The sequence below is a fragment of the Mesorhizobium sp. M1004 genome, from assembly GCF_040318795.1.
GTDB lineage: Bacteria > Pseudomonadota > Alphaproteobacteria > Rhizobiales > Rhizobiaceae > Mesorhizobium.
Map to the genome: position 1 here is coordinate 1 of NZ_JAMYNB010000026.1, position 16,168 is coordinate 16,168.

Consider the following 16,168-nt stretch of genomic DNA (forward strand, 5'->3'; position numbering starts at 1 on the left):
AACCGTTTGGTTGAATATTTTTTGGGGAGACGGAAAAGGCCGGCTAACGGCGATGGTTGGCGAAGCCGAAGAGGCGCGCAATCTCCCCCCTCGTGGGGGAGATGTCCGGCAGGACAGAGGGGGGCGCGAAGGATCGCTACGTTCGACAAGTCGTGTCGGCTAGGACCGACTTCGGCCCAAGCCGTTGCCAAACAATCGACAGGCCGGCGGGACAGCGCCCCCCTCTGTCCTGCCGGCCATCTCCCCCACAAGGGGGGAGATCAGCAGCTTCAATCTCACCCCGCCATGGCCAGCGGCACCGCGCTCTTGTTGGGGATCTGGATGTCGATCTCCAGCGTCGACATGGTCTCGCCGCGGTCCATCGAAACTTGCAGATAATCCTGGTCGATCTGCACATGCTTGGCGATCACCGCCATGATCTCTTCGCGCAGGATGGAGACGAGATCGGGCTGGCTGCGGTTGCGGCGCTCATAGGCGAGAAGCACTTGCAGCCGTTCGCGCGCCACCGGCGCGCTGGTGCGCCGCTTGAAGATGTCGAGCAGGTTCATGCCGCCCTCCTTCCCAAAAGACGATCGAGAAAGCCCTTGCGCTCGAAGGGCACGATGACCGGCAGCTGTTCGCCCTCGAGCCGCTTGGCCGCGTCGATGTAAGCCTTGGCAGCGGCGTTCAGCGGCTCCGACAGCGTCACCGGCGAACCGAGGTTGGAGGCGCGCAGCACATCCTGGCTCTCGGGGATAATGCCGAGCAGCGGCACCGACAGGATCTCCAGCACATCGTCGATCGACAGCATTTCGCCGCGCGCGGCGCGTCCCGCATCGTAGCGCGTGACCAGCACATGCTTGGCGATCTGCTCGCCCTCCTCGGCCCGCAAGGTGCGGGAATCGAGCAGGCCGATGATGCGATCGGAATCGCGCACCGACGACACTTCCGGATTGGTGACGATGACGGCCTCGTCGGCAAAGCGCATCGCAAGCTGAGCGCCGCGCTCGATGCCGGCCGGGCTGTCGCAGAAGACGTAGTCGAACACCGAGCGCAGCTTGCCGATGACCTCGGCCACGCCCTCCTCGGTCAGCGCATCCTTGTCGCGCGTCTGCGAGGCCGGCAGCAGGAACAAAGTCTCGACCCGCTTGTCGCGGATCAGCGCCTGCGACAGCTTTGCCGAGCCCTGGATGACGTTGACGAGGTCGAACACCACGCGCCGTTCGGCGCCCATGATCAAATCGAGGTTGCGCAGTCCGACATCGAAATCGACCAGCGCCACCTTCTTGCCGGTCTTGGCGACCGCCGCCCCCAGAGCCGCGGTAGAGGTCGTCTTGCCGACGCCCCCCTTGCCCGAGGTGACCACCACTACCTTGCCCATCAATAAAGCCTCCGTTGTTGTTCGTTATGTCGTTGTCGGGCGAGACGCATTAGCTGAAAGGGGCGATGCGCAGCATGCCGTTGTCGAGAAATGCCTGCACAGGCTTGCCCCGGACTGACGGGTCCATCTCCTCGGCCGTGCAATACCAGCCATCGACCGAGAGAAGTTCGGCCTCGTTCCTGCGGCAGAAGACACGCGCCGCCGTGTTGCCTTGAGCGCCTGCCGAAGCGCGGCCGCGCAGCGTGCCATAGACGTGGATCGAGCCGGTGGCGACGATCTCGGAGCCGGAGGCGACGGAGCCCAGCACGATGACATCGCCATGCGGGTGGAAGATCAGCTGCCCTGAACGGATCGGCGAGCGGATCATCAGCGTGCTGGCGTCGGGTGCGGCGATTTTGGCGTCTTTCGGCTGTGCCTTGGCATCGCTCGCCGGTTTCAAATCGCCCGCCTTCAAATCGCCGGCCTCTGCCTTGATGTCACCGGCCGCCTTCATGTCGCTTACCGCAGTGTCCTCCTCCGCCCTGCCCGCCTTGCGGCTGGGCTGCAGCAGACCGTCGGTGGTCGCCTCCTTGGCGCCGACCAGCACCGGCGGCAGATGCGTGCCAAGCTCGGCGCCACCATCGAGTTCCATGGCATAGATGCGGATTCCGCGCTGGCCGAGCAGATCGACCAGCGCTTCGATGGCCACGACATCGGGCTTCAGCACGTTCAGGTCGAGCACCACCGGGCGCCCCGCAAAATATCCCGGCGAGTTGCCGACCCAGCGATCGAGGCTCTCCAGCCAAACATCCAAAGGCGCCTCCGGCGTCAGCGTGAAAGCCACGAAGGAGCGGGCGCGAAAGCGAATGGATTTGGCCTCGAGGGGAGCGGCAAAGGTCACAGCGGGCGATTCCTTACTGAGAGGTAAACGCTAGCCGTGGTATGGTTAATGAAAGGTTAACGGGAGGGGGTATTCGCGGGCTTTGGGAGCGCCTTTCCTGACAACCCGTGCCAGGCATCCCTGCCTCCCTTGCAAAGGCGCTAATCGACACGCCGGCGGTAGGGCAAGCTGCAATCGCGACGACTGCGGCGCGACAAGTGTCGGCGCAGATTGTTGGAAATAATCATGTATTGCCGAGCGCCGAATACTTGCGCACCGCCACGCACCGCGTAATGTCGGCGTGGGACGGGTTTTATTTGGGGGGATTATGAAACGTAGTGTTTTGACACCATCGCTGCTGGCTGGCCTCGCGGGTGCGCCACGCCGCCTGACAAGATTGCCGGCGTTCCAAATTCCGGCCCCTGCATGCCGGCCGACAGACAGCGCCTTGCCGTCATATTGAACCAGCAGAACAAGGCGTCGACTGGAGACGCCCTGGGTGTCCTCCTAATCGGCGTGCCGGTGGCGTCCATGTCGGGAGGCGACCACGAGGCCGAGATCGCGATTCTTAAGGGACGCTGCGGCTCGCCCAAGACGTAATCCAGGCCCGGTCGCTACTATCTTCTTCCGATTCCCGCCCTCTTGGCGTGGCCGGCAGCGCATTTTAGATACCAAACAAACGATCGTCATTTAGGAAGGATCTACTGTGAAAAGGCGCCTTTTTATCGGAGTGTTGGGCAATCGGAATTCAGGCAAATCGACGACTTGGAACACCTTATTCGGAGCAACGGTTCGGACCGGTCGCCACACGCGAACCTTGGCGCTCTATGGCGGTGAATGCGTTGAAGTGTTTTTGGTCAGTGGTTCTCCCGAAGAGCGTCAGCTCTATGCCGGAGACATCCTCGACGATCAGGATTGCCGCATTGTACTATGCTCGATTCAATATATCGAGACTGGACGCAGAACGCTCGACTACGCAGCGGAAGGCGACTTCGATATCTTCGTCCAATGGCTCAACCCCGGTCGTTCGGATGCTGGAGAGAACTACGACCGATTAGGTCTAGTTCCTTGGCTTGTTGGCCACGGGGCGACTGTGTCGATGCGCAATGGGAAGGAACCACCTCGGGAAAGGACCGAGCAAATCCGTCAATTCATTTACGGCTGGGCAAAATCTCGGCAACTGACCTTTGCGTGCCCATAGCTACTCAAAATCAACGAGGCTCCCCGTTACTGTGGTCAAACGCATCCTATGGACACAGAGCCCAGACAGCAGATTCAAATACAACGGTGATACAGACAGACGAGGGATGTGATGGCCGACATCATCGAGGTCGCGGCTGACAACGAAAAGGCGTCGAAGATCTTTGAGTCATACATCCAGTCAGGCAATCTCAATTTCCTGATTGGATCTGGCGCCTCATTTCCGGCCATAGCGACAGCCGGAAACATTGAAACTGAAATCGACACACTGTTAGCCGCGGGCAACGAGAACGAAGCGAGCCGGCGTTGCCTCGAATTCGTGGAGCAGATCGACGCCGTTCATGGCCAGATTTCCGCCGCCGCAATGAGCGATGCTGTTCTTAGTGTCGTTGACAATTACAGAATTTTTCTCTCGCTCATCGATCGCATATTGTTCACCCGAAAGAACATCCTTCTTCCCCGCCAAGCGACGGTTTTTACAACCAACTACGACATGTTCTTGGAACATGCGTCCAGCCTGGTTCCAAGCGTAATCTTGAACGACGGGTTCGATCGGTCTTCGAGCCTCAGTCCGGAATTCATGTTCACGCCTGAGCGTTTCTTTGACCGGACCTATAGATCAGGCCCCATTTATGGGCACCAGATCGAGATCCCCACGATCAACTTGGTCAAGCTGCATGGGTCTCTGTCATGGCGTCGCAGCAAGGATTCCGTCGTATTCGACCCCACGGCGATTCCAAAGCTAACCGACGATCAGAAGGCCGATATCACGCATGTAACCGCCTATCTGGAAAAGCACTTTCTCATTCTGCCGAACTTGAGGAAATTCCATACGACGCTAATGGAACGCGTTTACTACGACCTACTCCGACTGTTCTCGAAGGCGATGGACTACGAAAACTCCGTGCTCATCGCATTCGGGTTTTCGTTTGCCGACGAGCACATCCTTGACCTGACGCGTCGCGCCCTCCGAAATCCGACATCGCAACTCATCATTCTGTCCTACAATACCGCATCGGCAGCGACCTATCAGGCCAAGTTTACCAAGCAGCGGAACGTGACAGTGCTCGCGCCATCGGCAGGCACCGTGATCGATTTCAAGCGCCTCAACGACCTGCTCGTCTCCATTCTGCCAGGACAACCCGATGCCCATTGAACCGGATCGCTTGGCCACCGAGGCCGCCTTGCGCGTGGGCGAAGTTTCAGCTGTTACCGGTCGCAAGGTATTCATCTCTGTGGACAGGGATAAGAACCTTTCCGAACTGTTCTTCAATGGCGACGTGCTGCGCAACATCGCCGTGGGAAGCTACGTGGATATTCGAAAGGGCTTTCTCAGCCTGATCGGCAAAGTCGAAGGGGAGAACGCACAGGCCGAAGACCGCAAGCCGAGCGCACTAGCCTATCTCAATGGCAAGCGCATACTGACGGTCTCGCTAGTTGGATTTCTAGATCACAAGGGTCGATTTTTCGGCGGCACGAAGGAACTACCCTTGGTGGGCAACGAGGCGTTCCTACTAACGAAGGAGAAGGTTCATCAGGTCCATAATCTGATCAGCCAGAACGGCGTTGGGCTCGATGTAGCCCAATCTGAGTATGAGGGCTATGATATTGCTTTGCCGGTTGACGGCCTCATGAACAGCCACATAGCGATCTTTGGCAACACCGGCAGTGGCAAATCGAACACCTTGGCGATGATCTATCAGGAGTTCATCGCCAGAATGCGCGAACGCAATGCCGTTGCCTTTGCGCACAACTGCCGAATCTTACTGTTCGATTTTAACAACGAGTATGTCGGGGACAACTGCCTGACTGCGCACAAGACAGTACTCGCTCTGTCCACGAGGAACGACAACGGGGGAAAGATTCCCCTCGGAGCGGGCGGCTTCAGCGACATCGAAATCATCAGCATACTAGCCGATGCGACAGAGAAGACGCAGAAGCCGTTCTTAAAACGAGTTCTTGCGCTGCAGCATCGCATTCTCAGTGGGGACGATCCTACTGGCCATATCCGGAACACCCTGCGCCAGCAGATCACTCAGATTCTGCAAATGTCGGACAAGGTCAGGGTAGATCTGCTTATGGATTATTTGCGGCAAGTGCTGCCTGAGACAGATGATGCAGATGAGCCAGTCGAACTGGCAGCCGACCTTGAATGGCACAATCAAAGCAACGAGTTCAGGCGTCAGGGCATCTTCTTGAAAGCGAACCCGGCCCAGATTCACAACACGATCGTCTACGGACACGTTGACAATTTCAATTTTGCCAACGACACGATCTCCGATTTGATCACGTTTGCCTACGTGCAACTCATCTACGACGTGCTCTCTAATCGGGCGCAGAATGAGCACATTGCTCCCGCGATAAATAAGCTGCGGAGCAAACAGGCGGACATTCGCAAAGTGTTCAACCCGAATCCCGCAGCCGAGCTATTCGCGTCCAATGTGGTTGTGATAGCCCTTGGAGACGTCAATCTTGAGATGAAGAAGACCATACCGCTTCTAGTTTCAAAAAAAGTCTACGAAGACCACAAACAGCTTGGACCGGGCCACTCACTGACAATCATTATCGATGAAGCGCACAACATTCTCTCGCGGGAGTCCTTCCGCGAATCTGAAAGTTGGAAAGATTATCGCTTGGAAACTTTCGAGGAGATCGTCAAAGAGGGTCGGAAATTCGGTGTGTTTGTAACCATTTCGAGCCAGAGGCCCAATGACATTTCGCCCACCATCACATCGCAGGCCCACAATTATTTCATACATCGGCTCATAAACCAAAAAGACCTCCAATCCATCGCGAGCGCAGTGTCCTACATCGACAAGTTGACCGAGGAATCGATCCCAACGCTGCCGACAGGAACGTGCATTTTTAGCGGAGTCGCGGGGCAGATGCCGCTGAAGCTCGCCATCCGCCCACTTGCGGAGCAGTTGCAGCCGCGTAGTGCGACGGTCCGCTTTCAGGATATCGTTCCTGCCATTTAGGATTGGAAATCCTCTCAGAGATTGTTTGGAAAAAAATGGTGAAACAAATCGAAGTCTTTCAGGACATGTCCATGGCGGGCCCAATTGCTGCGCGGCCCGCGTTGCGTCTTGCCCTTATCGAAGCTGCGGTTCATCCATGGCGCGTCGATCTCGAAAGATCGGCCGAGGTCGCACGAAGTGCGATGACCTCGGAGGATGTAATTCTATTCCGCCGTACTCCGGGCCGGGACCATCCATCCGCTGGGTTAACTCTTTGGGGAAACAACGAAGGCTACTACGTGCCAAACATTGTCCCACTTGAGAGTGGCAGCTTAACCTTCACTCAATACAATACTATCCTTAAGGACTTCATCGCACGTGTCGCTGCTCCAGTTGTGAACAAATTTGGCTATGAAATTACTACTACTGAAGGTCAGCAGTCACCTGATACCTGGTTGTCGTCCAATACCGCGCTGATGTTGCGTCGTTTTTCAAGCGCGGCTAACAAGTCGACGGGTGCGAGCCACCCATCAGATGAACAGCGATGGTTTGACTTTCTCGTTGCCGTGCATCGCTCCAGAGACAAACTCGGGGCCGACATGCTGGCTCGTTGGCTCCATGAAGCGGACGGCTGGGATATAGATTCCGCCCACAAACTCGCGGGAGACTTTGAGAAATCTCTGGCTCTTTTAGATTTCTACGATGAGCACTGAGCCAGAGGATGGATTTGCACACCATTGAATCAGCAGCTGCCCCGATACTATGCATCGACACATGCTCTATCTTGGACGTCATGCGCGACCCCACGCGCGAGACGGCCAAACCACACGATCGACAGGCCGCAATCGATCTGGTGATCGCAGCGGAAGCTGGCAACCTCGTATTGCTTATGGCCGAACAGGTGGAAATTGAGTTCGCTGAACATGACCAGGCTGTGCAGGATGAGGCCGAACGCAACCTCAAGAAACTGGTTGAGCAGGTCAAACGCTTGGACAAGCTTTCCACCGTTTATGGAGCCCAAGGAGCGGTGAGCCTGAGGCATCTTAGCGATCACGTACCTCGTGCCCGTAAGATTGTAGAACGCTGGCTGGCGCAATTACAAAAGGTGAGAACGAGCCACTTGGCTCCGGGCAAAGCATTTGCGCGAGTGAATGCAGGACTAGCACCGGCCAAGCGTGGTAAAGAATCGTCCAAAGATTGCCTGATCTATGAAACTTACCTGGAAGTGGTAGGGGCCTTGCGGGACGCAGGAGTCAGGGCAAAGATTGTGTTCCTCTCCTCAAACATCCACGAGTATTTGACCGGTGTGCTAAGGCCTGAGATTGCCGATGATTTTGGTAAGCTCAATGTCGTTTACGCATCAAACATGAGTGCCGCCAAACACGCGCTTGGCATATAATTCGTCTGCGCTCGCCCAGTGAATCGAGATGCCCAGCCGATCGCAAGAGCTCTTTTTTGCGAAACGCGGCCCGATCAGGACTTCGCCCGCCTCCCCTCAATCCCCCGCGCCGCCTGCTCAACCGCCGCCCTGTCCGTGCCCAGCCTGTCGATCAGCTCCTGCGCCTCGTCGCCCGATATGCCGGTGCGTAGGGCCAGTTCCTCGACCGCCAGGATGTCGGTGCTGGCGATCTCGCGCGGCAGGGCGTCGTCGGCGGTCAGCGGCAGAGCGGCTTCGCGGTCGATTTCGGCCTCGGCCCGGTGCCAGTGGTGCTCGGGGTCGCCAGTGCCTTCGCGCTCCCAGATCTGGTAGGCGCGCTGCTGTATCTTGTGATGGCGGTCGTCTTCCATGGTGGTTCCTCCCCTGGGCTTTGAGGACGATCCGAACGACCCCAGAAATCGCGCGGTCGCAATCGTTCGCGGCGCCCTTCGCGCTGGCTATTCGCATTGCCGTCTCGGCCCGCCGGAATATGGCTGGTAGCTGTTGTCTTCCGGACGGTAGGAGCGATAGCGGCTGAAGCAGGAGGCGACATGGTCCGGTTCGCCGCCGGCGGCCGCGTAGGCGCCCGCGCCCTCGACATAGCTTGCCTCTCGCGGCGCGGCGCGGTCGGCGGCGAGATAGGGCGATACGCAGGTGCGCTGCTGTCCGCTATAGGACATGTAGCTGTTGTCCTCGGGATCGTAAGAGCGGTAGCGGCTGGCGCACCAGGCGAGATGCGGCGGCGGCAGTTCGGTCCTCGCGATGGCGCCGGTGACTGTGGGATCGGGCTGCTGCCTGGCCGGGTCCTGGGCTGGCTCCCTGGCGGCGATGTCGGCAGGCGCGGACTGCTCGGGCGGCACACGTTCGAAGTCCTGCGCCGTCTTGTCCACCGGCCGCGCTTTCCGGGTCCACAGTTCCGCCACGCTGACGGTCGGCCTTGCCTCCCGCGCTGGCTTGGCGGCAAGCAGCCAGGCTGCGAAAACCAGCCCGCTGCCGAACACCGCGAGGGTCAGCACGAAGCCGCCGACCAGTCCCAAAATCGCTTTCACTCGACACTCCTTGTGTCCCTGCCAATAAAATGCGGGACATCACGGCTTGTTCCAGAAAAGCAGGCGCGAGGGACCTAAGTCTGACCGACCGACAACCGGCAGCTCGCCGAGAACCGGGTGCGGCGCGATTTTTTTCGACGGTGAAAAATCAAGGGAGCGGTCGAGCAGCCATTGGGCCACGTCGCAGCCGCTATTCCGCCGCCTCGGCATAGTGCTGAGGGACATAGTTGAGGATCGGGCCGAGCCAGCGCTCGACATCGGCCAGCGGCATGGCTTTGCGGCGGGCATAGTCCTCGACCTGGTCGCGCTCGACTTTGGCGACGCCGAAATAATAGCTTTCGGGGTGGGCGAGATAGATGCCGGAGACCGAGGAGCCCGGCCACATCGCATAGCTCTCGGTCAGGCTGACGCCGGCATTGCGCTCGCCGTCGAGCAGCCGGAACAAGGTCGCCTTCTCGGTATGATCGGGCTGCGCGGGGTAGCCGGGCGCCGGGCGGATGCCGCGATAGGGCTCGCCGACCAGTTCGTCGGGCGCCAGCTTCTCATCAGCGGCATAGCCCCAGAATTCCTTGCGCACTTTCTCATGCATGCGCTCGGCAAAGGCTTCGGCGAAACGGTCGGCCAGCGCCTTGACCATGATCGAGGAGTAATCGTCATTGGCGCGCTCGAAGCGCTCTGATATCGCCACCTCCTCGATCCCCGCGGTGAGGATGAAGCCGCCGATATAATCCGGCTTGCCTATGTCCTGGGGCGCGACGAAATCCGACAGCGCGACATTAGCCTTGCCGTCGCGCTTGGGCAGTTGCTGGCGCAGCGTGAAGAAGGTTGCCAGTTCCTGCGAGCGTGCCTCATCCGTGAACAACCTGATGTCGTCGCCGACGGTGTTCGCCGGCCAGAAGCCGATGACGGCGCGCGGCGCGAACCATTTTTCCGCGATGATCTTTTTCAGCATCGCCTGCGCGTCCTCGAAAAGCTGGCGCGCGGCGGCTCCCTGCTTCTCGTCGTCGAGGATCTTGGGGTAACGCCCCTTTAGCTCCCAAGTCTGGAAGAACGGCGTCCAGTCGATGTAGCGCGCGAGCTCCGTCAGGTCCCAGTTGCCGAAAACCTTGACGCCGGTGAAGGACGGCTTCGGCGGCTCATAGGCGGACCAGTCGACCTTGTGCGCATTGGCCCTGGCCTTGGCCAGCGGCAGCCGCTGCTTGTCGGCCTCGGAGCGGGCATGCGCGTCGGCGACCTTTTTGTACTCGGCCCGCACTCTGTCGACGTAGCCGCCCTTGGTCTCGTTCGACAGCAAGGACGAGACGACGCCGACCGCCCGGCTGGCGTCGTTGACATAGACCGTCTGTCCCTTGGAATAGCGCGGGTGGATCTTCACCGCCGTGTGCACGCGGCTGGTCGTGGCGCCGCCGATCAGCAGCGGAATGTCGAAGCCTTCACGCTCCATCTCGGCGGCCATGTGCACCATCTCGTCCAGCGACGGGGTGATCAGGCCGGACAGGCCGATGATGTCGACATTTTGCTCACGCGCCGTCTGCAGGATCTTTGCCGCCGGCACCATGACGCCGAGATCGATGATCTCGTAATTGTTGCAGGCCAGAACGACGCCGACGATGTTCTTGCCGATGTCGTGGACATCGCCCTTTACAGTCGCCATCAGGATTTTGCCGGCCGTCTGGCACTCGCCATTGTCGATACCATTGGCCGCATTGGCCAGTTTTTCGGCCTCCATGTGCGGCAGCAATCCGGCCACCGCCTGCTTCATCACGCGCGCCGACTTCACCACTTGCGGCAGAAACATCTTTCCCGCGCCGAACAGATCGCCGACGACATTCATGCCGGCCATCAGCGGGCCTTCGATGACATGCAGCGGCCGCTCGGATGCGAGGCGCGCTTCCTCGGTGTCGGCGTCGATGAATTCGGTGATGCCGTTGACCAGCGCGTGCGAAATCCGCCGCTCGACTGTCCAGTCGCGCCAGGCGAGATCGCGCTCCCTGGCTTCCTTGCCGGCGGTGCCCTTGAAACGCTCGGCGATCTCCAGCATGCGTTCGGTGGCGGTGCCGCCGGCCCTGGGCACGCGGTTGAGCACGACATCCTCGCACGCTTCGCGCAGCCCCGGCTCGATCGTGTCGTAGACGGCAAGCTGGCCGGCATTGACGATGCCCATATCCATGCCGCGCTGGATGGCATGGTAGAGGAACACTGCGTGCATGGCCTCGCGCACCGGCTCGTTGCCGCGGAACGAGAAGGACAGGTTCGAGACGCCGCCCGAGATATGGACATGCGGCAGCGTGGCGGTGATCTCGCCGGTGGCCTCGATGAAGTCGACGCCGTAATTGTCGTGCTCCTCGATGCCGGTGGCGACCGCGAAGACATTGGGGTCGAAGACGATGTCCTCGGGCGGGAAACCGGCCTGTTCGGTGAGCAGCTTGTAGGCGCGGGTGCAGATCTCGACCTTGCGCGCCCTGGTGTCGGCCTGACCGGCCTCGTCGAAGGCCATGACGACCACGGCCGCGCCATAGGCGCGCACCAGCTTCGCGTGATGCAGAAAGGCTTCCTCGCCTTCCTTCATCGAGATGGAGTTGACCAGCGGCTTGCCCTGCACGCATTTCAGCCCGGCCTCGATGATCTCCCATTTCGAGGAGTCCACCATCACCGGGACCCGCGCGATGTCAGGCTCGGCGGCGATCAGGTTTAGATACTCGACCATCGCCTTCTTCGAATCGATCAGGCCTTCATCCATGTTGATGTCGATGATCTGTGCGCCATTGGCGACCTGGTCGCGCGCCACGTCGAGCGCCGGAACATAGTCGCCCGCCGTGATCAGCTTTCGGAACTTGGCCGAGCCGGTGACGTTGGTGCGCTCGCCGACATTGACGAAGGGAATCTCATCGGTCAGCGTGAACGGCTCCAGCCCGGACAGGCGCATCTTGCGCTCGATCTCGGGAATCGCGCGCGGCGGATATTTTTTCACGGCCTCGGCAATGGCGCGGATGTGGTCCGGCGTCGAGCCGCAGCAGCCGCCGACGACATTGACCAGCCCTTCCCGCGCAAAATCCTCGATCTGCGCGGCCATGAAGTCCGGGCTCTCGTCGTACCTGCCGAATTCATTGGGCAGGCCGGCATTCGGATAGGCGCAGACAAAGGTGTCGGCGGCACCCGATATTTCAGCCAGATGCGCGCGCATGGCGTTGGCGCCGAGCGCGCAGTTGAGGCCGATGGTGAAGGGGCTCGCATGGCGCACCGAATGCCAGAACGCCGTCGGCGTCTGGCCCGACAGCGTGCGGCCGGAGAGATCGGTGATGGTGCCGGAAATCATCACCGGCAGGTGCACGCCCTTTTCGAGAAAAATCTCGTTGCAGGCGAAGATCGCCGCCTTGGCGTTCAGCGTGTCGAAGATGGTCTCGATGAGAATGATGTCGGCGCCGCCGTCGATCAGGCCGCGCAGCTGCTCGCCATAGGCCAGGCGCAGATCGTCGAAGGTGACGGCGCGGTAGCCTGGATTGTTGACGTCGGGCGACATCGAGGCGGTGCGGTTGGTCGGCCCGAGCGCGCCGGCGACGAAGCGCCGCTTGCCGTCCTCCTGCTGTGCCCTCGCCGCTGCCCGACGCACCAGCCGCGCGCCGCCGCGGTTCAGCGCGTAGACGGCATCCTCCATGCCGTAATCCGCCTGGGCGATCGAGGTCGAGGAGAAGGTGTTGGTCTCGAGGATATCGGCGCCAGCGATGGCGTATTGATAATGGATCTCCTCGATCGCCTTCGGCTGCGTCAGGATCAAGAGGTCGTTGTTGCCCTGCTGGTGGCAGGCGCAGCCGGCAAAAGCCTCGCCGCGGAAATGCTCCTCGTCGAAACCGAGACCCTGGATCTGCGTGCCCATGGCGCCGTCGAGGATGAGGATGCGTTCGCGTGCCGCCGCGGTGAGCGCCGCAAGCACTTCCGAACCGTCGGGCTTGGCCGCGACGGGGCCGAACAATGCGTCCAGCGATGCAGAATTCTGCGACATTTTTTATCCTTGAGGCGACAACCATCACATAAGGATATCTTTATGTCAACATACGGAATGCAGGCGAACGCGTAGTGGCGAGAGTTTGGTGCGATGGTCATCCCGATCGACAATGTGACGGCGGCGGTCATCGTCGCCGCTGCGCCGTGCCTACACCACCACGTCCCGATATACCCTCACCTCGCCATCCTGGCCGCGGATGCGCCAGTCCTGCCCTTCCCGTCCCTCGACATGGCATGGCCCGAGCGGCACCTTGCCACCGCCTTCCGGCAGGTCCAGCACATAGACGGGATTGCAGATGCCCGACAGGCGGGCGCGCAGCGCGCCGGCCAGCGCCTGTCCCTGCGCAATCGTGGTGCGCCTGTGCGCCATGCCGCGCGCGAGGTCGCCATGGTGCAGGTAATAGGGTTTGACGCCGAGCCGGTACATCAGTTCGCGGCAGAGTTCCTCCAGCACCTCGACCGTATCGTTGACGCCCTTGAGCAGGACGGTCTGGTTGAGCAGCACGAAGCCTGCCTGGCGCATGACGCGACAGGCCAATTCGGTGGCCGGCGTGATCTCCCGCGCATGGTTGAAATGGGTGACGATTGTGACCATCAGCCGGCCCTGCAAGGCGCCAACCAGCCCCGACGTGATGCGCGCCGGCAGCACGACAGGCACGCGCGTGTGGATACGCAGCAGCCTGACATGCGCGATCGCCTCGATGCGGGCGCGGATTTCAGCCAGCGCCTTGTCGGGCAGCGAAAGCGGATCGCCGCCGGTCAGGATCACTTCGCGGATTTCGGTATGGGCTTCGATATAGGCAAAGGCGTCTTCGAGCGCCTCGCGCGTATAGCCGCGGCCGATCGAGGTCAGAGACTCCTTGCGGAAGCAGAAGCGGCAATAGACCGCGCATTGGTAGGTCGCAAACAACAGCACGCGGTCGGCGTGGCGGTGCGTCAGTCGCGGCACCGGACTGAAGGCATGGTCGGCGATCGGATCGTCGAGCTCGCCTTCCGTTTCCGTCAGCTCATCCGGCGATGGAATGATTTGCGCGCGGATCGGGTCGGCGGGATCGTTCCAGTCGATCAGGTCGAGATAGGTTTTGGGGGCACGCACCTTGTGGCGTACGACCGCCTCCTGCGCCGCCGCGCGCTCGGCGGGTGACAGCGGCAGGGAGGCGAGATCGCGGACGCGGCGCACGCCCGCGCGGATGTCGTTTTGCCAGGCGGTGTCGGCATCGCGTTCTTCGTCGGCTGTGGCCGCGTCATCGAAAGTTGAGTCTGGGGTCATTGGGGCCTCGGGGCAATTCTGGCGGTGCTATCGGCCGGATGGATGGTTCGGTCAACAGCAGTGGCTCGGCGCGGATTGTCGCTGCGCTGCGGTCCTTCGCATCCCCCGACTATCGCCGTAATCGACCAGCGCAGCAATTTCAGGCAATCTGACCGATAAGGCGCTCCAAGGGGAGATGGGCGCCGCTTAGGGAGGACCGCGATGAGCAAAATGCCGCGCTATGAGGATGCCGCTCAGCGCTTTCGCATCGAAGATGAGATCGCGCGGTTGTATGGCAACCCTGGAACCGGCATCAATGCCTATGTCGAATGCTGCGGCCGCTACACCGGAGAAGACCGGCTGGCGCTGCGCGCGATCTCGGCCGGCGGCGAGCTTCGCGAATTCAGCTTCGACGATCTCGCCGACATGTCCGGGCGCGCCGCCAATGTGCTCAAGGCCGCCGGCGTCGGTGCCGGCGATGTCGTCGCCGGCATGCTGCCGCGCGTCCCCGAACTGGTGGCGCTGATCCTCGGGACGTGGCGCATCGGCGCGGTCTACCAGCCGCTGTTCACCGCCTTCGGTCCGAAAGCCATCGAGCACCGCCTCGGCTATAGCGGCGCCAAGATCGTGGTGACCAACCCGGCCAATCGCGGCAAGCTCGACGAGGTCGAGACATCAGCGCAAATCGCCACCATTCTTGGCAATGGCGGTGTGCTACCTGCAGGCGACATCGATTTCCGCGCCGCGCTTGCCGCCGCCTCGCCCGAGTGCCAGCCGGTGATGCGCAAGGGCGACGACTTGTTCATGATGATGTCGACGTCGGGAACGACCGGCCTGCCCAAGGGCGTGCCGGTGCCGCTTCGCGCCCTGCTCGCCTTCGGCGCCTATATGCGCGACGCGATCGGCTTGCTGCCCGACGACATCTTCTGGAATATCGCCGATCCCGGCTGGGCCTACGGCCTCTATTACGCCATCACCGGCCCGTTGCAGCTCGGCATCGCCACGACCTTCTATGAAGGCGCCTTCAACGCCAAGAGCACTTACGACATCATCGAGCGGCTCGGCGTCACCAGCCTTGCCGGCTCGCCGACCGCCTATCGCCTGCTGATGGCGGAAGGCGCGGAAGCTGCGGCCCGAGTCAAAGGCAGACTGCGCGTGGTGAGCAGCGCCGGCGAGCCGCTCAACCCGGAAGTCATCCGCTGGTTCGACGCAAATCTCGCCGCGCCCATTCACGACCATTACGGCCAGACCGAGAACGGCATGATGGTCAACAACCATCATGGGCTCTCGCATGTCGTGCGCGCGGGCTCGGCCGGCTTCGCCATGCCCGGATATCGCATGGTGGTACTGGACGAGGCCGGCAACGAGCTCGGCCCCAACCAGCCCGGCATCCTCGCCGTCGACATCGCGAAGTCGCCGCTGCGCTGGTTCGACGGCTATCACCAAGCCGAGACGCCGGCGACCACGGGCGGCTACTACCGCACCGGCGACACGGTGGAGTACGAGCCGGACGGTTCGGTTTCCTTCATCGGCCGCGCCGACGATGTCATCACCTCGGCCGGTTATCGCATCGGCCCGTTCGACGTCGAAAGCGCGCTGATCGAGCATCCGGCGGTCAACGAGGCGGCTGTCGTCGGCGTGCCCGATCCGCAGCGCACCGAGATCGTCAAGGCCTTCGTCGTTCTGGCGCCGGCTTACAAGGGCAATTCGGAGCTCGCCGAAGAGCTGGCCCAGCACGTCAAGAAACGGCTGTCGGCGCACGCCTACCCGCGCGAGGTCGAGTTCATCACGGAACTGCCGAAGACCCCAAGCGGCAAGATCCAGCGCTTCCTGCTGAGGAAGGCGGAGGTGGAGAAGCGCAAGGCGTGATTAGGCGCCAATCTCCCCCCTCGAGGGGGAGATGTCGCCGAAGGCGACAGAGGGGGTCGTTTCGCGGGAAGCGCTAAAGTGGTCTAGCGCGGCAAAAAGAGTAAACCCGTAAACCGCGGCGCCCCCCACTGGCCTGCCGGCCATCTCCCCCTCATGTGGGGAGATCTGCAGCTCCAACGGCGTCTTTTTTCAGCCCAATGTTGTCA

At 61.0% G+C, this 16,168-nt stretch carries 13 protein-coding genes; 6 read left to right on the top strand and 7 right to left on the bottom strand.

Annotation, left to right across the window (positions count from 1 at the left end; genetic code table 11):
• Window positions 1-275: 275 nt before the first annotated feature.
• From minE to minC, 3 genes are read right to left on the bottom strand one after another with little or no spacing between them, the layout of a single operon-like run.
• Window positions 276-548, bottom strand: coding sequence for a cell division topological specificity factor MinE (gene minE, locus NKH54_RS30905; RefSeq protein ID WP_023684809.1), 273 nt, complete (start codon window positions 546-548; stop codon window positions 276-278).
• Window positions 545-1,360, bottom strand: coding sequence for a septum site-determining protein MinD (gene minD, locus NKH54_RS30910; RefSeq protein WP_023670342.1), 816 nt, complete (start codon window positions 1,358-1,360; stop codon window positions 545-547). The genes minE and minD overlap by 4 nt, the downstream gene beginning before the upstream one ends.
• Window positions 1,361-1,409: 49 nt before the next feature.
• Window positions 1,410-2,240 carry a septum site-determining protein MinC gene (gene minC, locus NKH54_RS30915; protein WP_353029607.1) on the bottom strand — a complete coding sequence of 277 codons (831 nt, stop codon included), beginning with the start codon at window positions 2,238-2,240 and terminating at the stop codon, window positions 1,410-1,412.
• Between the two features lie 685 nt (window positions 2,241-2,925).
• Between minC and NKH54_RS30920 the strand changes: the two genes are divergently transcribed.
• From NKH54_RS30920 to NKH54_RS30940, 5 genes are all read left to right on the top strand, one after another.
• The gene (locus NKH54_RS30920; RefSeq protein WP_353029608.1) at window positions 2,926-3,420 is read left to right on the top strand and encodes a hypothetical protein; all 495 of its coding nucleotides are present in this window, start codon (window positions 2,926-2,928) and stop codon (window positions 3,418-3,420) included.
• A gap of 111 nt (window positions 3,421-3,531) precedes the next feature.
• On the top strand, window positions 3,532-4,575 hold the full coding sequence (locus tag NKH54_RS30925) for an SIR2 family protein (protein ID WP_353029609.1): 1,044 nt from the start codon (window positions 3,532-3,534) through the stop codon (window positions 4,573-4,575).
• Window positions 4,565-6,397 carry an ATP-binding protein gene (locus NKH54_RS30930; RefSeq protein WP_353029610.1) on the top strand — a complete coding sequence of 611 codons (1,833 nt, stop codon included), beginning with the start codon at window positions 4,565-4,567 and terminating at the stop codon, window positions 6,395-6,397. The genes NKH54_RS30925 and NKH54_RS30930 overlap by 11 nt, the downstream gene beginning before the upstream one ends.
• A gap of 38 nt (window positions 6,398-6,435) precedes the next feature.
• The gene (locus NKH54_RS30935) at window positions 6,436-7,089 is read left to right on the top strand and encodes a hypothetical protein (RefSeq protein ID WP_353029611.1); all 654 of its coding nucleotides are present in this window, start codon (window positions 6,436-6,438) and stop codon (window positions 7,087-7,089) included.
• 8 nt (window positions 7,090-7,097) lie between these two features.
• Entirely contained in the window at window positions 7,098-7,775 is a 678-nt protein-coding gene (locus tag NKH54_RS30940; RefSeq protein WP_353029612.1) for a PIN domain-containing protein, read from the top strand.
• A 74-nt stretch (window positions 7,776-7,849) separates the two neighbouring features.
• Here the strand turns inward: NKH54_RS30940 and NKH54_RS30945 are convergent, their stop codons facing one another.
• The 4 genes from NKH54_RS30945 to NKH54_RS30960 all read right to left on the bottom strand — a co-directional run bounded on the left by NKH54_RS30945 (window position 7,850) and on the right by NKH54_RS30960 (window position 14,114).
• On the bottom strand, window positions 7,850-8,164 hold the full coding sequence (locus NKH54_RS30945; protein WP_353029613.1) for a DUF2934 domain-containing protein: 315 nt from the start codon (window positions 8,162-8,164) through the stop codon (window positions 7,850-7,852).
• 87 nt (window positions 8,165-8,251) lie between these two features.
• Window positions 8,252-8,842 carry a BA14K family protein gene (locus tag NKH54_RS30950; protein ID WP_352915814.1) on the bottom strand — a complete coding sequence of 197 codons (591 nt, stop codon included), beginning with the start codon at window positions 8,840-8,842 and terminating at the stop codon, window positions 8,252-8,254.
• Window positions 8,843-9,032: 190 nt separating this feature from the next.
• A complete protein-coding gene (gene metH / locus NKH54_RS30955; RefSeq protein WP_353029614.1) occupies window positions 9,033-12,842 on the bottom strand; it encodes a methionine synthase in 3,810 nt (1,269 codons plus the stop codon).
• Between the two features lie 150 nt (window positions 12,843-12,992).
• On the bottom strand, window positions 12,993-14,114 hold the full coding sequence (locus NKH54_RS30960; protein ID WP_353029615.1) for a KamA family radical SAM protein: 1,122 nt from the start codon (window positions 14,112-14,114) through the stop codon (window positions 12,993-12,995).
• 201 nt (window positions 14,115-14,315) lie between these two features.
• On the opposite strand from NKH54_RS30960, the gene NKH54_RS30965 reads away from it, so the two are divergent.
• On the top strand, window positions 14,316-15,962 hold the full coding sequence (locus NKH54_RS30965) for an acyl-CoA synthetase (protein ID WP_353029616.1): 1,647 nt from the start codon (window positions 14,316-14,318) through the stop codon (window positions 15,960-15,962).
• The last annotated feature ends 206 nt before the right edge of the window (window positions 15,963-16,168 follow it).

What these genes read in the sequence shown, in the direction of transcription:
- NKH54_RS30925 (WP_353029609.1), top strand. Translation starts at nt 3,532, where the DNA reads ATGGCCGACATCATCGAGGTCGCGGCTGACAACGAAAAGGCGTCGAAG.
- NKH54_RS30965 (WP_353029616.1), top strand. Translation starts at nt 14,316, where the DNA reads ATGAGCAAAATGCCGCGCTATGAGGATGCCGCTCAGCGCTTTCGCATC.
- minD (WP_023670342.1), bottom strand. Translation starts at nt 1,360, where the DNA reads ATGGGCAAGGTAGTGGTGGTCACCTCGGGCAAGGGGGGCGTCGGCAAG.
- NKH54_RS30930 (WP_353029610.1), top strand. Translation starts at nt 4,565, where the DNA reads ATGCCCATTGAACCGGATCGCTTGGCCACCGAGGCCGCCTTGCGCGTG.
- minE (WP_023684809.1), bottom strand. Translation starts at nt 548, where the DNA reads ATGAACCTGCTCGACATCTTCAAGCGGCGCACCAGCGCGCCGGTGGCG.
- NKH54_RS30945 (WP_353029613.1), bottom strand. Translation starts at nt 8,164, where the DNA reads ATGGAAGACGACCGCCATCACAAGATACAGCAGCGCGCCTACCAGATC.
- NKH54_RS30960 (WP_353029615.1), bottom strand. Translation starts at nt 14,114, where the DNA reads ATGACCCCAGACTCAACTTTCGATGACGCGGCCACAGCCGACGAAGAA.
- metH (WP_353029614.1), bottom strand. Translation starts at nt 12,842, where the DNA reads ATGTCGCAGAATTCTGCATCGCTGGACGCATTGTTCGGCCCCGTCGCG.
- NKH54_RS30940 (WP_353029612.1), top strand. Translation starts at nt 7,098, where the DNA reads ATGGATTTGCACACCATTGAATCAGCAGCTGCCCCGATACTATGCATC.